Here is a 16,026-nt window from a genome sequence, read left to right on the forward strand (position 1 = left end):
GGCCGGGTCCACCAGGGCTGCCCCCGGGGCTGGCCACCGGGGCTACAGCCGGGCGAGGAGGGCGTGCCACGCGGCGGGCGGCACTTCCAGGTGGCCGGCGCCGGGCGCCTTCGAGTCCCGCACCGCGACCGCGGTCACCCCGTGCGCCACCTCCACGCAGTTGGTCTGACCGTTGGCCCCACTGTGGCTGCTCTTCTGCCACGCGACCTCCACGCAGTTGCTCTGCCCGTCGGCTCCGCTGTGCGTGCTCTTCTGCCATCCCACCTCGACGCAGTCGGTCTGACCGTTGGCGCCGCTATGGCTGCTCTTCCGCCAGGCAACCTCGACACAGTCGCTCTGCCCGTCGGCCCCGCTGTAGCTGCTCTTACGCCACGTGAGGTCCCTCGTCTCCTGGGGGATCATCGCCGCCGACCTCCGCTCGGTAGTACTCGCTTGCCAACTCGGCAAGCCACTCCCGAGATTCTTCCGCACTCAAGGCCACTTCGGCGAGCCGTCCGACGATCTTCTGGTTGGCCGCGACGTGTTCCGGTTCGTCGAGGAACACACTCGCGCTGGGCGTGTGGATGTACACCACCGGTTCGTACTGGGCGTAGCGCATGATCCGGAAGGCGCCGCCGAACGCGCCGAATGGGCCTGCCGACGCTGGGATCACCCGAATGTCGCAGTGCGCGCGGTTGGCGACCGAGAGCACGTGCACGACCTGCCGGTACATCAGTTCCGCGCTCCCCACGACCGAGCGGAGCGCGTGTTCGTGAATGTAGAAGGTGAACTTCAGCGGCCGTCGGCGGTTCAGCAGTGTCTGCCGAGCGCAGCGCACCTCAATGAAGTTTTCGATCTCCTTCTCTGGCACCTGCTTTCCCCAGCGGAACAGCTCGCGGATGTAGTCCTCGATCTGCAGCAGCCCCGGCAACACGATCGGCTCATAGCTGGTGATCGACCGTGCGGTGCCCTCGTGCACCATCAGCGAGCGCAGCTGCTCCGGGAGGAGCTGACCATGGGCCTGGAGTCGGTATTCGCCGTCGGTTTCTCGAACGAGACTCAGGATTCGTTCCATGTCCTCCCTGCTGGCGTTGCAGTGCGTGAGATACACCGCCGCCATCACCTCGCCGATCCCCCTGAGCCCGGTCTCCACCCGGGAAACCTTGCTGACCGAGCAGCCGATCCGATCCGCGAGGTCCTGCTCGGTCATGTTCGCCGCCTCACGGATTCGGCGGAGCTCGTTGCCGACTTCGCGCAACCGCGCGGTCGCTTCTCTCGATGCCATGGGACAACGCTAGAACGCCAGGCGTGCCAACGGGTTCAGGACGCGCGCCATTCACCACAAAGGAGGTCCGCTTGCCATCCCCGAAAGGAGTGCCGGCTTGCCGCGCCGGCACGAACAATGATCATTGTTCGGCCGCGGGGGCGTCACCGGTCTCCGGTGGAAGTGCCAGTGCGACACCGTCGAGCAGCCTTTGCAGGCCGAGCTCGAACAGCTGGTCCAGGTCGAGGTCGAAGTCGCCGGCGGCGAACAGGCGGCGCATGTGTGGGAAGTCGCCGCTTCCGATCAGCTCTTGATAGGCCGGCAACTGGTCGTCCATCCACTGGTCGCCGGTCCGGCCGGTGTCCGCCTCGGCCTCGGCCTCCCATTCCAGGTTCACCGCGATTCCGCGCACGTAGCCGAACAGCGTCAGGTGCAGCGCGAACATCTGGTGCACGTGCATTCCCCGACCGTCCAGCGCGGCCAGTGCCCACTCGGTGTGCAGCAGCGCGTTGCGCGACGGATGCGGCCGGGTCAGCGAGATCGCCTGGGCCAGCCACCGGTGCCGGCGGAACGTCCGCCACTCCAGGCGGGCCATCGACTCGAGGCGCTCCCGCCAGCCCGGCGGCGCGACCTCGGGCAGCGACTCCACGCCGAACGCGACGTCGATCATCGCCGCGACCAGCGCGTCCTTGCTCGGCACGTGCCGGTACAGCGCCATCGGCACCACGCCCAGCTCGGTGGCGATCCTGCGCATGGACAACCCGGCGAGCCCCTCGGCGTCGGCGATCCCAATGGCCGTGCGCACCACCCGATCCCGGCTCAGCTCCGGTGTGGACGGTCGGGTCGAGCTAACCGGACGCTCCACCACCACGGTGCCGATGCCCGGAACCGCGCGCACCAACCCTTCCCGCCGCAGCGCGGCGAGCACCTTGGTGGCGGTGGCGATCGCGACCCCGTGGTCGCGGCTGATCCGCCGGGCGGAGGGCACCCGGTCGCCGGGGGCGAGCTCGCCGGCGGCGATCCGCGCGCGGATCTCGGCGGTGATCCGCGCGTAGGGCGGGTCGGGCAGGGTCATCAGACCGTCCTCCGGGAGCGAGCGGGCCGGCGTTCTAGTACGCCTGGCCGGTGTTCTAGAACTCTAGCAGGTGTTCTGCCTCCTGTGTACGTTGTACACGTCAAGCGGAACGACCTGGGAGAACGACATGCGCGACACCACCGTCCTGATCTCCGGCGCCAGCGTCGCCGGCCCGGTGCTGGCCCACTGGCTGCGCCGGCACGGCTTCCGGCCGATCGTGGTCGAGCGGGCACCGGCGCCGCGGCCGGGCGGGCAAGCGATCGACATTCGCGGGGTGGCCCTCGACGTCGTCGAGCGGATGGGCGTGCTCGACGAGATCCGCGCCACCGCCACCGGTATGCGAGGAATGTCTTTTGTAGACGAGAGCGGCACGGAGCTGATGCGGTCCACCGAGGAGACCCTCACCGGTGGGCGGCTGGACAGCCCGGACGTGGAGATCATGCGTGGCGACCTCGCGGGCATCCTGCGCCGGGCGAGCGCCGGCGGCACCGAGTACGTGTTCGGCGACCGGATCACCGGGCTGGCCCAGTCCGCCGAGGGCGTGGAGGTGACGTTCGCGCACGGCGCGCCACGGACCGTCGACCTGGTGATCGGCGCGGACGGGCTGCACTCCGGGGTGCGGGCACTGGCCTTCGGCCCGGAGCGGGACTTCTTGCGGTTCCTGGGCACGTACGTCGCGGTGTTCAGCTGTTCCAACTTCCTCGACCTGGACCGGTGGCAGGTGTTCCACCGCTCGGAGGGCAAGATGACCGGCGTGTTCTGCGCGCGGGAGAACACCGCGGTGCGCGCGCTCATGGGGTTCGAGTCGGCGCAGCTGGACTACGACTCCCGCGACGTCGACGCGCAGAAGCGAATCGTCGAGGCGGCCTTCGCCGGCGAGGGCTGGGAGGCCCCTCGGCTGATCAAGGAGATGTGGGCGGCCGACGACTTCTACTTCGACTCGGTGAGCCAGATCGTGCTGGACCGCTGGTCGTCGGGCCGGGTGGCGCTGGTGGGCGACGCGGGGTACGCCCCGTCCCTGCTGTCCGGGCAGGGCACCAGCCTCGCCATCGTGGGCGCGTACGTCCTCGCCGGCGAGCTCGCGAGAGCCGGCGGCGACCACACCGTCGCGTTCCCCGCCTACGAGTCCCGCATCCGCGACTTCGTCGAACGGAACCAGCGGTTGGCCGACCATCCGAAGGACCGGGAGCCAGGCCCGGACGAGATCACCACCGTACTCCAGGACGCCGCCACCGCCCTGAACCTGCCGACCTACCCCTGACCCCCACCCACACGTGTCCGCGGTCCCTGCACACGTGTCCGCGGTCCCTGCACACGTGTCCGCGGTCCCTGTACGCGTGTCCGCGTCGCGCGGCGCGAACAGGCGTGCACAACGCGCGGACACGCGCTCGTAGCGCGCGGACACGGCGGATCGGCGGGTCAGGAGACTCCGGCGGCCGCCGGCTGCTTGGCCAGGCTCTGCAGGAGTTTGGTGCACCAGTCGAGCAGGGCCTCGTCCCGCAGGGGCGGCGCGCCGATCCGCCCACCGGCCGGGCCCTCGGTGGGCCTCGGCACGGCCACGGTGTTCGTCACCGCCTTGTACATCGCCTTCGGGTAGAGCCGCTTGAGGCGCACCAGCTGCGAGTCGGCCAGGGGCAACGGGGCGAAGCGGATCGTGTTGCCCTGGGTGGACACCTCGGTCACCCCGGCCGCCCGGCAGACGTGCTTGAACGCCGCCACCGCCAGCAGCCGCCGCACCGGCGCCGGTGGCTGGCCGTACCGGTCCACCAACTCGTCGTGCACCGCGTCCAGCCCCTCGGTGTCCGGCGCCGCCGCGATCTTGCGGTACGCCTCCAGCCGCAGCCGCTCCCCGGGTACGTAGTCGTGTGGGATGTGCGCGTCGATCGGCAGGTCCACCCGCACCTCGGTGGGTGTCTCGTCCTCGACCGGCTCGGCGCCGGCATGTCGGCGGAACACGTCCACCGCCTCGCCGACCAGCCGCACGTAGAGATCGAAGCCGACCCCGGCGATGTGCCCGGACTGCTCCGCGCCGAGGATGTTGCCGGCGCCCCGGATCTCCAGGTCCTTCATCGCCACGGCCATCCCGGAGCCCAGCTCGGTGTTCTGCGCGATCGTCGCCAGCCGGTCGTGCGCGGTCTCGGTCAGCGGCGCCTCCGGCGGGTACAGGAAGTACGCGTACCCGCGCTCCCGGCCGCGGCCGACCCGCCCGCGCAGCTGGTGCAGCTGGGCCAGCCCGAGCAGGTCGCCGCGCTCGACGATCAACGTGTTGGCGTTGGAGATGTCCAGCCCGGTCTCCACGATCGTCGTGCACACCAGCACGTCGTACTCGCGCTCCCAGAACCCCTGGATGATCTTCTCCAGCTTGTCCTCGTTCAGCTGCCCGTGCGCGGTGACGATCCGCGCCTCGGGCACCAGCTCGCGCAGCCGCCGCGCCGCCTTCTCGATTGACGACACCCGGTTGTGCACGTAGAACACCTGGCCGTCGCGCAACAACTCTCGGTGGATGGCCGCGGCGACCTGCTTGTCGTCGTAGGCGCCGACGTAGGTGAGGATCGGGTGCCGGTCCTCCGGCGGCGTCAGGATCGTCGACATCTCGCGGATCCCGGCCAGGCTCATCTCCAGCGTCCGCGGGATCGGCGTCGCCGACATCGTGAGCACGTCGACGTGCGTGCGCAACGCCTTGATGTGCTCCTTGTGCTCCACCCCGAACCGCTGCTCCTCGTCCACGATGACAAGTCCGAGGTCCTTGTACCGGATCCCGGTCTGGAGTAGACGGTGGGTGCCGATGACGACGTCCACCTCGCCGTCGGCCAGCCCGGCGATGGTGCGCTCCGCCTCGACCGGGTCGGTGAACCGGGACAGCCCCCTGATCGTCACCGGGAACGCGCGCATCCGCTCGGCGAACGTGTTCAGGTGCTGTTGCGCGAGCAGCGTGGTGGGCACCAGCACCACCACCTGCTTGCCGTCCTGGACCGCCTTGAACGCGGCGCGCACCGCGATCTCGGTCTTGCCGTAGCCGACGTCGCCGCAGATCACCCGGTCCATCGGCACGCCGCGCTCCATGTCCCGCTTGACCTCGTCGATCGCGCCGAGCTGGTCGGGGGTCTCGGTGAACGGGAACGCGTCCTCCAGCTCCCGCTGCCACGGCGTGTCCTGCCCGAACGCGTGCCCCGGCGCGGCCTGCCTCGCGGCGTAGAGCTGCACCAGCTCGGCGGCGATCTCCTTGACCGCCTTGCGGGCCTTGGCCTTCGTGTTCTTCCAGTCCGAGCCGCCCAGCTTGTTCAGCGTCGGCAGCTCACCACCGACGTAGCGGGACACCTGGTCGAGCTGGTCGGTCGGCACGAACAACCGGTCACCGGGGTGGCCGCGCTTGGCCGAGGCGTACTCCAGCACCAGGTATTCGCGGGTGGCGCCACCGACCGTGCGCCGCACCATCTCCACGAACCGGCCGATGCCGTGCTGGTCGTGCACCACGTAGTCGCCGGCCTTGAGCGCCAGCGGGTCCACCGCGTTGCGCCGCCGGGACGGCATCTTCGTGTTCAGGTCGCGTGTGGACTGTCCGGCGGTGGCGCCACGGCCGGTGACGTCGGACTCGCTGAGCACCACCAGCGCGCGGTCCGGGGACACGAACCCGTCGGTGATGCCGCCGCAGGTCACCGTCACCACGCCGGCCCGCGGCGGCTCGGTGACCCCCTCGGTGGCTCGCGTCGCCGGCACCTCGGCCGCGGCGAGCTGCTCGACGGTGCGGTCCGCGGTGCCGCCGCCGGCCACCACGATCACCGCGGCGCCGCCGGCGGCGGTGTGCGCGCGCAGGTCGGTCAGCACCCGGTCGAAGTCGCCGCGGTAACTCGGGGCGGCCTCGATCGGCAGCCGGTAGACGTCGGCGTCCTCGCTGGTGAGCTGGGACAGCGTCCACCACGGCCGCTTCGTCGCGCCCGCGTGCTTGGCGACCTCGCCGAGGTCACGGTAGGCCGACGCGCCGAGGTCGATCGGCACCTGCCCTCCCCCGCCGGCCACGTTCCAGGACGCCTCCAGGAACTCCTGGCCGGTGCGCACCAGGTCGTGCGCGCGGGCGCGGATCTTCTCGGGGTCGGCCAGCAGGACGTGGGTGCCCTCCGGCATGGCGTCGGTGAGCAGTTCCAACTCGCCCTCGCACAGCGCCGGGATCAGCGCCTCCATCCCCTCGCACGGGATGCCGTCGGCGAGCTTGGTGAGCATCTCCGCCAGGTGCGCGTCGGCGGCGTGCGCCTCGGCCAGCTCCCGGGCCCGCGCCTTGACCCGCTCGGTGAGCAGCAGCTCGCGGCACGGCGGCGCGAGGAACTCCTGGATCTCGCCCGGCAGCGACCGCTGGTCGGCGACGGCGAACGCGCGGATCTCGCTCACCTCGTCGCCCCAGAACTCGACACGGTAGGGGTGGTCGGCGGTGGGGGGGAACACGTCGAGGATGCCGCCGCGGACGGCGAACTCGCCGCGCTTCTCCACCATGTCGACGCGGGCGTAGGCCAGCTCGACCAGCCGGCCCAGCACGCCCTCGAACTCCTGCTCCTCGCCCACCCTGAGCTCGATCGGGGTGAGCGCGCCGAGCCCGGGCGCCATCGGCTGGATCAGGCTACGGACCGTGGCGACCACGACGCGGAGCCCGCCGTGCCCCGGCCGGGTGAGCTGGTGCAGCACGGCCAGGCGTCGCCCGACCGTGTCCGCGCGGGGGGACAGCCGCTCGTGCGGCAGGGTCTCCCAGGACGGGAAGTGCGCCACCGCGTCCCGGCCGAGCAGGCTCTCCAGCGCGGTGGTCAGCTCGTCGGCCTCGCGCCCGGTGGCGGTCACCGCGAGGACCGGCCGGCCGGCGCCCTCGGGCGCGGCCAGCGCGGCGGCCACCAGCTGGCGGGTCGCGGGTGGGCCCTCCAGCTCGAGCAGGGGCGCGCCGGCCCGCTCGACCACGCCGCGGAGCGCGGGATCGGGCAGGACGGCGGACAGCAGTCCGGACAGGCTTGCCTCGGTCACCGAAAGTTCCCCTCACGCACGGGCAGCCCCTGCCGTGGGAGGCGGGCAGGGGTTGGCACCCCCAGCCTACGTCCGACCGGGTCACGGCCTCCGAGTGGTTGGGGTGACACGGCGCAGTTCGGCGACATACGGCGAACCGACGCCAGCGGGCGCATCCTTGGGGCATGCGTGCGCGCCTGCTGGGAGTCGCCGCCCTGCTCGTCCTCGCCGCCTGCGCCGCCGAGACGCCGGCGACCGAGACGCCCCGCCCCGCGCCGGCCAGCGGGTTGCAGGTCGAGGAGGTGGCCGGCGGGCTGGAGCACGGCTGGGACATCGGGTTCCTTCCGGACGGCCAGGTGCTGGTGACCCAGCGGCCGGGGCGGATCTCACTGATCTCCGGCACCTCGCCCGGGGCGACCGTGACCGAGGTGGCGGCCGACCTCGACGACGTGCACGTCCGCGGCGAGGGCGGGCTGATGGGAATGGTCGTGCACCCCGACTTCGCGCGCACGCGGCGGTTCACCACCTGCCAGACGTACCGGGAGGGTGACGAGCCGGTGGACGTGCGGCTGGTTACCTGGACCCTCGCGCCGGACGGCCGCAGCGCGACGCGGGTGGCGAACCCGCTGACCGGGCTGCCGGTGAACGACAGCGGCCGGCACTCCGGCTGCCGGCCGACGATCGCCGCGGACGGGGCGCTGCTGGTCGGCACCGGGGACACCGCCGACGACCCGACCATCCCGCAGGACCGGCACAGCCCGGGCGGCAAGGTGTTGCGGATCGACCTGGACACCGGGGCGCCGCTGCCGGACAACCCGTTCGCCGGGTCGGCGCATCCGGCCGAGCAGCGGATCTACACGTACGGGCACCGGAACGTGCAGGGCGTCGCGGTGCACCCGGAGACCGGTCAGGTGTTCACCTCCGAGCACGGGCCGGTCGCGCACGACGAGCTCAACCTGCTGCGGCCCGGCGGCAACTACGGGTGGGACCCCTCGCGCGGCGGCACGGTCGACTTCTACGACGAGCGCGTGCCGATGACCGACCTCGAGCGGTTCCCGGACGCGGTGCGCGAGCTGTGGACCTCGGGCACGGTGACCGAGGCGCCGTGCGGGACGGCGTTCCTCACCGGGTCGCACTGGGGTCCGCTGGAGAACCGGCTGGCGATGGTGGCGCTGCGCGGGCAGAAGCTGTTGCTGTTCACGCTGGACGACGCCGGCGCGGTGACCGAGGTGACCATGCCGCCCGAGTTCGACGACCGGTTCGGCCGGCTGCGCGCCGCCCGCAGCGGCCCGGACGGCGCCCTGTACGTCACCACCTCCAACGGCGAGGACGACAAACTGCTCCGCGTCACCCCCGCCTGATCCTTCACTCGACGCCTCACCCAGGAAGATCGAATTCCGGAGTGGTGGCCCGATTGGCGGGGCTGATTGGTGCGCTCGGGTCACGCCGACTGGTGTGGTCTGTTCGGGCATTCCCCTAGTTGATCGTTGTTTCCGGCGCGACCGTTGCCCTAGCGTCGCCGTGACGCCCAGGGCGTACGGGCGCTCGTCGGGGTGGGCGCGTCATTGTACAGGGGGAGCTTCTGATGGCTCGCAGTCGATTGCGTGGCCGTGCGCTGCGCGAATTATCGTCAACGGCACTGGTCGCGACGTTGATCATTTCTTCGGTCAGCACACCGCCGGCGAACGCGTCGGTCAGCGCGGGCGAGTTGGTGATTCCGGGGTCGGCGTGGGCACCGCCGGACGCGGTGAACCGGGCTCCGGTGGGTGGTCCGCCCCCGCAGGGTGCGCCGCGCCAGGAGGTGAATCCGCAGGCCCAGCGGCATGATGCGGAGGTGGCGCGGGATTGGTGTGGCAATTCCGACTACGGGACAAAGCGGGATTATCCTTTGGAGCGGTTTCCGATCTCCGATCGGTCGGAGTTGCTGGTCAACACCGCCAACGGCAATGTGGTCATCACCGCCAGGGACCTGACGATCAAGGGGACGGGTCAGGACCTGTCGTTGAGCCACGTGTTCAACAGCACGGAGAGCTTCGACCGGTCGGCTGCCTTCGACGAGAAGTGGCGGCTCACCACGGGCGCCGATGTCCACCTCGACCTCAGTTTCAGTAATGGCGTGGTGTTGCGGGGGCCGAGTGGCTACTGCGTGATGTTCGACAAGAACGGCGACGGCTCCTTCCGGCCGGCACCAGGATTGGACGCGCGGTTGCGCCGGCTCGACAACGGCGGCTACGAGGTGACCTGGTACAACACCAACGAGCGGTGGACGTTCAACGCCGAGGGTTGGTTGCTGTCCCAGGCCGACCGCAACGGCAACACCAACTCGCTGCGCTACTTCGGCAATGGTGACCTGGCCTCGATCACGGACTCACAGGGCCGGGTGACGACCTTCCGCTACGACGACGGTGGTCGGCTCACCGCCATCGTCGACCCGACCGGGACGGTGGCCGCCAGCTATGCCTACCAGGACGGGCGGTTGGCCAGCTACACCGACCGCGCCGGTGACCGCACCACCCTGGAGTGGGACACCGGCACCGGCAACCTCCTCGCATTGACCGACCCCTCGCGGGGACGCTACGAGTTCATGTCCACCGAGTACGGGCGTATCACCGAGCTCGCCACCCCGGGGCCGAACGGCCCGGCCCGCACGCGCTTCGACTACGACAGCCAGGACACCTACGACGTCGACAAGACCATCAGGACCGACGCCAACGGCCACCAGACGATCTACGAGTACGACCGCCAGGGCCGGCAGATGAAGGCGACCGACGCGCTCGGGCACAGCCGGTCGCAGACCTGGACCGCCAACAGCGACATCGCCGTCACCACCGACGGGCTGAACAACTCCACCACCTACCGCTACGACGAGCTCAACAACCTGATCAGCACCCAACTGCCCACCGGCGCCACCACCAGCGTCGGCTACACCGACGCCGCCCACCCGCACCTGCCCACGACGGTCACCGATCCGCAGGGCAATCGGCTCAGCCGCGAGTACGACGACGCGGGCAACCTCACCAAGATCCACTCCGACGGCCTCGACGTCGACCTGTGGGTGCACACCTACCACCAGCCGCACGGCACACTGGCGTCCCGGAAGAACGGCAACGGGCACACCACCCGGTTCGAGTACGACGAACGGGGCAACCTCACCGCCGAGATCCCGCCCGCGCCGATGGGCGCCACCCGCTACACCTACGACTCCCTGTCCCGGATCACCAGCGTCACCGACGGCCGCGGCGTGCGCATCGACTACGCCTACGACAAACTGGACCGCGTGGTCGCCATCAGCCACGACGGTCGGGTTCTGCAAACCATGGACTACGACGGCATCGGCAACCTCACCGAGCGCGCGGTGCCCGGCGTGACCACCACGTTCCGGTGGACCAAGACCGCCGCGGCCAGCCAGCCCACCCGGGTCGAGCGCCGCGACGGCACCAGCACCGAGGTGGTCACCTACGGCTACGACCCGGTCGGCAACCTCACCACACTCGCCGACGGCGGCGGCACCACCCGCTACACCTACGACAAGGCCTACCGGCTCACCGCCCTGGCCGATCCCTTCGGGCAAACCACCACCTTCGCCTACGACGACACCGACCGGCGCACGCGGACGACCTTCCCCGGTGCCGGTACCCAGCACAACGGCTACGACAACTCCGGCCGCCGAACCAGCCTGCGCGTGACCAACACGGCCGGCACGGAACTGTTCGCGGCGACCTACTCCTACACGCGCGGCGACGGCAGCGACAGCGACCAGATCCAGTCCACCACCATCGCCGGCGTCACCACCAACTACACCTACGACAGCCTCCGCCGCGTCACCCGCGCCGGCAGCGTGACGTTCGGCTACGACAACGCCAACAACATGACCAACCGAGCCGGCACCACGTTCACCATCAACCCCGCCAACCAGTTCACCCAGGTCGGCGACCAGGTCAACGAGTTCGACGGCGCCGGCAACCTGGTTGGCTCCCAGAACCCGATCAGCAGCTTCACCTACAGCGCGACCAACCAGATGCTCGAGGGCTACCTCAACGGAACCCGCATCTTCGACGCCACCTACGACACCGTCGACCAAACCCAGCGACGCCGCATCACCGAAACCCACAACGGGGTCACCACCCAGCACGTCTTCCAGCAGACCGCGCTCGGGCTGACCCAGGTCATCGACAACGGCTACCGAACCAGCTACACCCGCGACCCCGACGGCACCCTCATCACCGAGAAAGCCGCTGACGGCACCCGCTACAACCTCATCACCGACCACCAGGGCAGCGTCCTGGCACTGCTCGACAGCGGCGGGAACCTCGCCGCCACCTACCGCTACGACACGTACGGCGCTGTCCACACCAACGGCTCCGCGGCCGAGGACAACCACCTACGTTGGCTGGGCCAGTACCAACTCCGCGGCGGCCTCCACCTCCTCGGCCACCGCTACTACAACCCCAGCTTCGGCCGCTTCACCCAACCCGACCCCACGAAACAGGAGCCCAACCCCTACACCTACGCCAACAACGACCCCATCAACAACAGCGACCCAACAGGAGCAGCGGTCAATTCTTGCCTCCAGTCAAACCTGGGCGCGATATCAGTCGCAGGTGGAAGCATGATTAGCATGGTCACCTTCGTAACAGCTGTCACAACGGTGAGCACGCTCGGTGTGGGGCTGGCTATTGGCGGCTTCGGTGTCGCTATCGTAGGAGCGGTGGCAAATACTCCTCCTCAGGAGGCATGTGGATGAGTGGATATTGGGGAATAATCTTCGGCGTGCTCAGTATGATACTGGCTCTTATTGGGCTGATCGTGGTAAGGCGACAAAATCGCGATAAATGATGGACGATTTGATATTCTCCGCATTGTGCAGCAATTGTAGTCGCGGTCTGGCCATCGAAGGAGGATCACGACCACTTCAACTGACGGAGCATCGGGTACGCGTACCTGAACATCGGCACAACGCATAAGCGAGTGGTGGTCGTGCAACGGAACCTCTCCAGTTGCACGACCACTGCTTGTTTCGACCAGCCGATCCAACAGGGGCGGCCGTGAATCAGCCCTACCTCGGGCCAAGGTGTCCGTCGTTCACCATTGGTCGGACAGCGCCGCCCGCAGCGGCCCGGACGGCGCCCTCTACGTCACCACCTCCAACGGCGACGACGACAACCTGCTCCGCGTCACCCGGTGTGATCGGGCACCACAACGGAGGACTTCACCTGATGCGTCCGAGGCGGCCACTCTGGATGACGTTCTGGGCCTTACTGGCACTCGCCCTGTGGAGCACGATGTTGTTTCTCGACGGCCCCGTCGTCATCGTTGCTTCCTTCGCCGCATGCGTGTCGCACTCTGGCCTTCTAAAGCCAATCAAGACTTCTTCACCTGACGGCCGGCCAGGACGTCACGACTCCGTAATGGTGTTCCTTGCCCGCGCCACCGCGCCGTTGACCCAAGATGGAGGCGACGAGCGATCCGACGAGGAGGACGGTTCATGGGGCGAGTGCGTTCGATCGGCGCGACCATCGCGGCGGCGCTGGCGGTGGTGGCGATCGCGGGCTGCGGCACGGAGGTCGACCCGCCCCCGGCACCACCCGCGGCAAGCCAGCCGACCATGTCGGAGACCGCGATGCCCGAACGGGACGAGACCGGCATGGCCGAGCAACCCGCCGTCCCCGAGCGACTCCGGTTCACCGGCACGACCCTCGACGGCACCCAGTTCACCGGCGAGAGCCTCGCCGGCAAGGCCGCCGTGCTCTGGTTCTGGGCGCCCTGGTGCCCGAAGTGCGCCGCCGAGGCACCCACGGTCGCCGAGGCCGCGCGGGACACCGCGGGCCGGGTCAGCTTCGTCGGCATCGCGGCCCAGGACGAGGTGCCGGCCATGCGGGACTTCGTCGGCAGGCACGGCGTCGGCGACTTCCCGCACGTCGCCGACGAGGAGGGCGCGATCTGGCAGCGCTTCGGCGTGACCTACCAGCCGGCGTACGCGTTCGTCCGTCCCGATGGGACGGTCGACGTGGTCAAGCAGCAGCTGTCCGCGCGGGAGCTCACCGAGCGCGTGAACGACCTGGCCGGATGAACCTCGAGACGCTCGGCTTCGCGCTCGCCGCGGGCATGGTCGCCTCGGTGAACCCGTGCGGGTTCGCCATGCTGCCGGCCTACCTCACGCTCGTCGTCGCGGGCGAGGGCGAGCGGAGCCGGCGGTCGGCCGCGGTGGGCAGGGCGCTGGCCGCCACCGCGGTGATGGCCGCCGGCTTCCTCGCCGTGTTCGGCACGTTCGGGCTGGTCGTGGCCCCACTGGCGGCCTCGGTGCAGCAGTACCTCCCGATCGTGACGGTGGTCATCGGGGTGGTGATGGTGGCCGTCGGCGCCTGGTTGCTCGCCGGCAGGGAGATCACCCTGCTGCTGCCCAAGCCGGGCAAGGGCGCCCCCACCGCGCGGCTCGGCTCGATGTTCGGCTACGGCCTCGCCTACGCGATCGCGTCGCTGTCCTGCACGATCGGGCCGTTCCTGGCGGTCACCGGCACCGCGCTGCGCGGCGGGTCGCTGCTCACCGGGCTGGCCGCGTACCTGGTGTACGGGGCGGGGATGGCGCTGGTGGTCGGTGTGCTCGCGGTGGCGGTGGCGCTGGTCGGCGCCTCGGCCGCCCGCGGGTTCCGCCGGATGCTGCCGTACGTGCACCGGGTCGGCGGCGGCCTGCTCGTGCTCGCCGGCCTCTACGTCGGCTACTACGGGGTGTACGAGCTGCGGTTGTTCCTCGGCGACGGCTCGGCCGACGACCCGGTCGTCGACGTCGCTGGCGCGGTGCAGTCCACACTGGCGCACTGGGTCGACTCGGTCGGCGCCGTGCCACTGCTGACCGCGCTCGCCGTCCTGGTCGGGCTCGGCGTGCTCGCCAGCCGGCGCCGCGCCCGCTCCCGCGGGTAGCGCACCGGGAAGCTCAGCTCAGCCGCAGCCTCGGCTTGTGCTCCAGATGGGACAGCCCGTTCCACGCGAGGTTCACCAGGTGCGCGGCCACCTCGTCGCGCTTGGGCTTGCGGGCGTCCAGCCACCACTGGCCAGTGAGCGCCACCATGCCGACCAGCGCCTGGGCGTAGAGCGCGGCGAGCTTGTCGTCGTAGCCCCTGGCGGCGAACTGCCGGCCGAGGATGTGCTCGACCTGCCCGGCGATGTCGTTGAGCAGCGTGGAGAAGGTGCCGGTGGCGCTGGCCACCGGCGAGTCGCGGACGAGGATGCGGAACCCGTCCTGCTCCTCCTCCACGTAGCTGAGCAGCGCCATCGCCGCCTGCTCCAGCATCGCCCTGGGATGCCCGCCGTCCAAACTGGACACCATCCGGTCGAGCAGCGCCTGGGTCTCCCGGTCCACGACGACGGCGTAGATGCCCTCCTTGCCACCGAAGTGCTCGTACACCACCGGTTTCGAGACGTTGGCCCGGTGCGCGATCTCCTCGATCGAGGTGCCGTCGAAGCCCTTCTCCGCGAAGAGCTCGCGGGCGATGTGGACCAGCTGCTGCCTGCGTTCCGTTCCGGTCATGCGCACGCGGGCCACCGGGGTCGGCCGCACCCCGGTGGCCGCGTCGCGCTTTCCCCTCCGTCTGGCCGCCACCACGGCAGCCTAGACCCATCGGCTCAGCCGGACTCGGTCGCCAAGCGGGCCAGCCGGCGCGGGGTGGGCCAGCGGACGTTGGTCGCCCAGCCGAGCTTCTCGAACATCCAGATCAGTCGCGCGGAGATGTCGATCTGGCCGCGCTTGACGCCGTGCCGGGCCGACGTCGGGTCGGCGTGGTGCAGGTTGTGCCACGACTCACCGAACGAGAAGATCGCCAGCGGCCAGAAGTTGGCCGAGCGGTCGCGCGCGGTGAACGGGCGCTCGCCGATCATGTGGCAGATCGAGTTCACCGACCAGGTGACGTGGTGCAGGAAGGCCACCCGCACCAGGCCGGCCCAGAAGAAGGCGGTCAGCGCGCCCCACAGCGACCAGGTGAGCAACCCGCCGAGCAGTGCCGGCAATCCCAGAGTGAGCGCCGTCCACAGAAAGAACAGCTTGTCCACCTTCACGATCGCGGGGTCGCGGAGCAGATCGGGTGCGAACCGCTCGGCGTTGCTGCGGTCGCGTTCGAACAACCAGCCCATGTGGGCGTGCCAGAAGCCCTTGGCGATGGCCAGCGGCGAGGTGCCGAACGCCCACGGCGAGTGCGGGTCACCGTCCCGGTCGGAGAACGCATGGTGCCGGCGGTGGTCGGCGACCCAGGTGATCACCGGGCCCTGCACGGCCATGCTGCCGGCGATGGCGAGCGCCACCCGCAGCCAGCGCTTGGCCTTGAACGAGCCGTGGGTGAAGTACCGGTGGAAGCCGACGGTCACGCCGAGCCCGGAGAGCGCGTAGAAGAGGACGAACAGGCCGACATCCACCCAGGTGAGCCCCCATCCCCAGGCGAAGGGCACCGCGGCGACGAGCGCCACCAGCGGTGCGATGACACCGATGTAGACCGAGACCTGGACTCCATTGGTGCGCTGTCCGTCGAGGATGGGCTTCGGGCCCTTCCGGTCCGCTGGCTCGCCGGTGGTCGAGGAGCGATCGAGGGTTGCCGTCATACGTCTCACTTCTTCCCGGATGACCCGGGTGAGGGTCACCTAACCTACGATGCCGTAACTTACGCTACAGGAGGTTTCCCGCGCTCCGATAGACCGAAACCAGGAGCCCTCGAAGTGAGCACCCGCACGGTGTGTGACCGGC

11 protein-coding genes are annotated in these 16,026 nt (G+C 69.9%); 5 read left to right on the forward strand and 6 right to left on the reverse strand.

What is annotated here, in order from left to right:
- Positions 1–42 precede the first annotated feature (42 nt).
- From BM051_RS07115 to BM051_RS07125, 3 genes are all read right to left on the reverse strand, one after another.
- Positions 43–402: a DUF397 domain-containing protein gene (locus BM051_RS07115; protein ID WP_092529219.1), complete on the reverse strand. Its 360-nt coding sequence runs from the start codon at positions 400–402 to the stop codon at positions 43–45.
- Positions 365–1,264, reverse strand: a complete 900-nt coding sequence (locus BM051_RS07120) for a helix-turn-helix domain-containing protein (protein WP_092529220.1) — start codon at positions 1,262–1,264, stop codon at positions 365–367. The genes BM051_RS07115 and BM051_RS07120 overlap by 38 nt, the downstream gene beginning before the upstream one ends.
- Before the next feature lie 121 nt (positions 1,265–1,385).
- Positions 1,386–2,318, reverse strand: coding sequence for a TetR/AcrR family transcriptional regulator C-terminal domain-containing protein (locus tag BM051_RS07125; RefSeq protein ID WP_092529221.1), 933 nt, complete (start codon positions 2,316–2,318; stop codon positions 1,386–1,388).
- A 127-nt stretch (positions 2,319–2,445) separates the two neighbouring features.
- On the opposite strand from BM051_RS07125, the gene BM051_RS07130 reads away from it, so the two are divergent.
- Positions 2,446–3,579 (forward strand): FAD-dependent monooxygenase, encoded by a 1,134-nt coding sequence (locus BM051_RS07130; protein ID WP_092529222.1) that lies wholly within the window; start codon positions 2,446–2,448, stop codon positions 3,577–3,579.
- A gap of 158 nt (positions 3,580–3,737) precedes the next feature.
- Here BM051_RS07130 and mfd read toward each other — a convergent pair whose 3' ends face one another.
- A complete protein-coding gene (gene mfd, locus BM051_RS07135) occupies positions 3,738–7,304 on the reverse strand; it encodes a transcription-repair coupling factor (RefSeq protein WP_092529650.1) in 3,567 nt (1,188 codons plus the stop codon).
- A 179-nt stretch (positions 7,305–7,483) separates the two neighbouring features.
- Here mfd and BM051_RS07140 point away from each other — a divergent pair, with 179 nt between their 5' ends.
- The 4 genes from BM051_RS07140 to BM051_RS07155 all read left to right on the forward strand — a co-directional run bounded on the left by BM051_RS07140 (position 7,484) and on the right by BM051_RS07155 (position 14,216).
- The gene (locus BM051_RS07140) at positions 7,484–8,659 is read left to right on the forward strand and encodes a PQQ-dependent sugar dehydrogenase (RefSeq protein WP_092529223.1); all 1,176 of its coding nucleotides are present in this window, start codon (positions 7,484–7,486) and stop codon (positions 8,657–8,659) included.
- Between the two features lie 527 nt (positions 8,660–9,186).
- On the forward strand, positions 9,187–12,042 hold the full coding sequence (locus BM051_RS07145) for an RHS repeat-associated core domain-containing protein (RefSeq protein WP_177216897.1): 2,856 nt from the start codon (positions 9,187–9,189) through the stop codon (positions 12,040–12,042).
- 741 nt (positions 12,043–12,783) lie between these two features.
- On the forward strand, positions 12,784–13,368 hold the full coding sequence (locus BM051_RS07150; protein WP_208325827.1) for a protein disulfide oxidoreductase: 585 nt from the start codon (positions 12,784–12,786) through the stop codon (positions 13,366–13,368).
- Positions 13,365–14,216 carry a cytochrome c biogenesis CcdA family protein gene (locus BM051_RS07155; protein ID WP_092529225.1) on the forward strand — a complete coding sequence of 284 codons (852 nt, stop codon included), beginning with the start codon at positions 13,365–13,367 and terminating at the stop codon, positions 14,214–14,216. The genes BM051_RS07150 and BM051_RS07155 overlap by 4 nt, the downstream gene beginning before the upstream one ends.
- Positions 14,217–14,229: 13 nt before the next feature.
- Here the strand turns inward: BM051_RS07155 and BM051_RS07160 are convergent, their stop codons facing one another.
- Together BM051_RS07160 and BM051_RS07165 are read right to left on the reverse strand one after the other, a co-directional pair.
- On the reverse strand, positions 14,230–14,823 hold the full coding sequence (locus BM051_RS07160) for a TetR/AcrR family transcriptional regulator (RefSeq protein ID WP_166677580.1): 594 nt from the start codon (positions 14,821–14,823) through the stop codon (positions 14,230–14,232).
- 95 nt (positions 14,824–14,918) lie between these two features.
- The gene (locus BM051_RS07165; RefSeq protein ID WP_092529226.1) at positions 14,919–15,884 is read right to left on the reverse strand and encodes an acyl-CoA desaturase; all 966 of its coding nucleotides are present in this window, start codon (positions 15,882–15,884) and stop codon (positions 14,919–14,921) included.
- Between the last annotated feature and the right edge of the window lie 142 nt (positions 15,885–16,026).

The organism is Amycolatopsis arida, from assembly GCF_900115565.1.
Taxonomy (GTDB): domain Bacteria; phylum Actinomycetota; class Actinomycetes; order Mycobacteriales; family Pseudonocardiaceae; genus Yuhushiella; species Yuhushiella arida.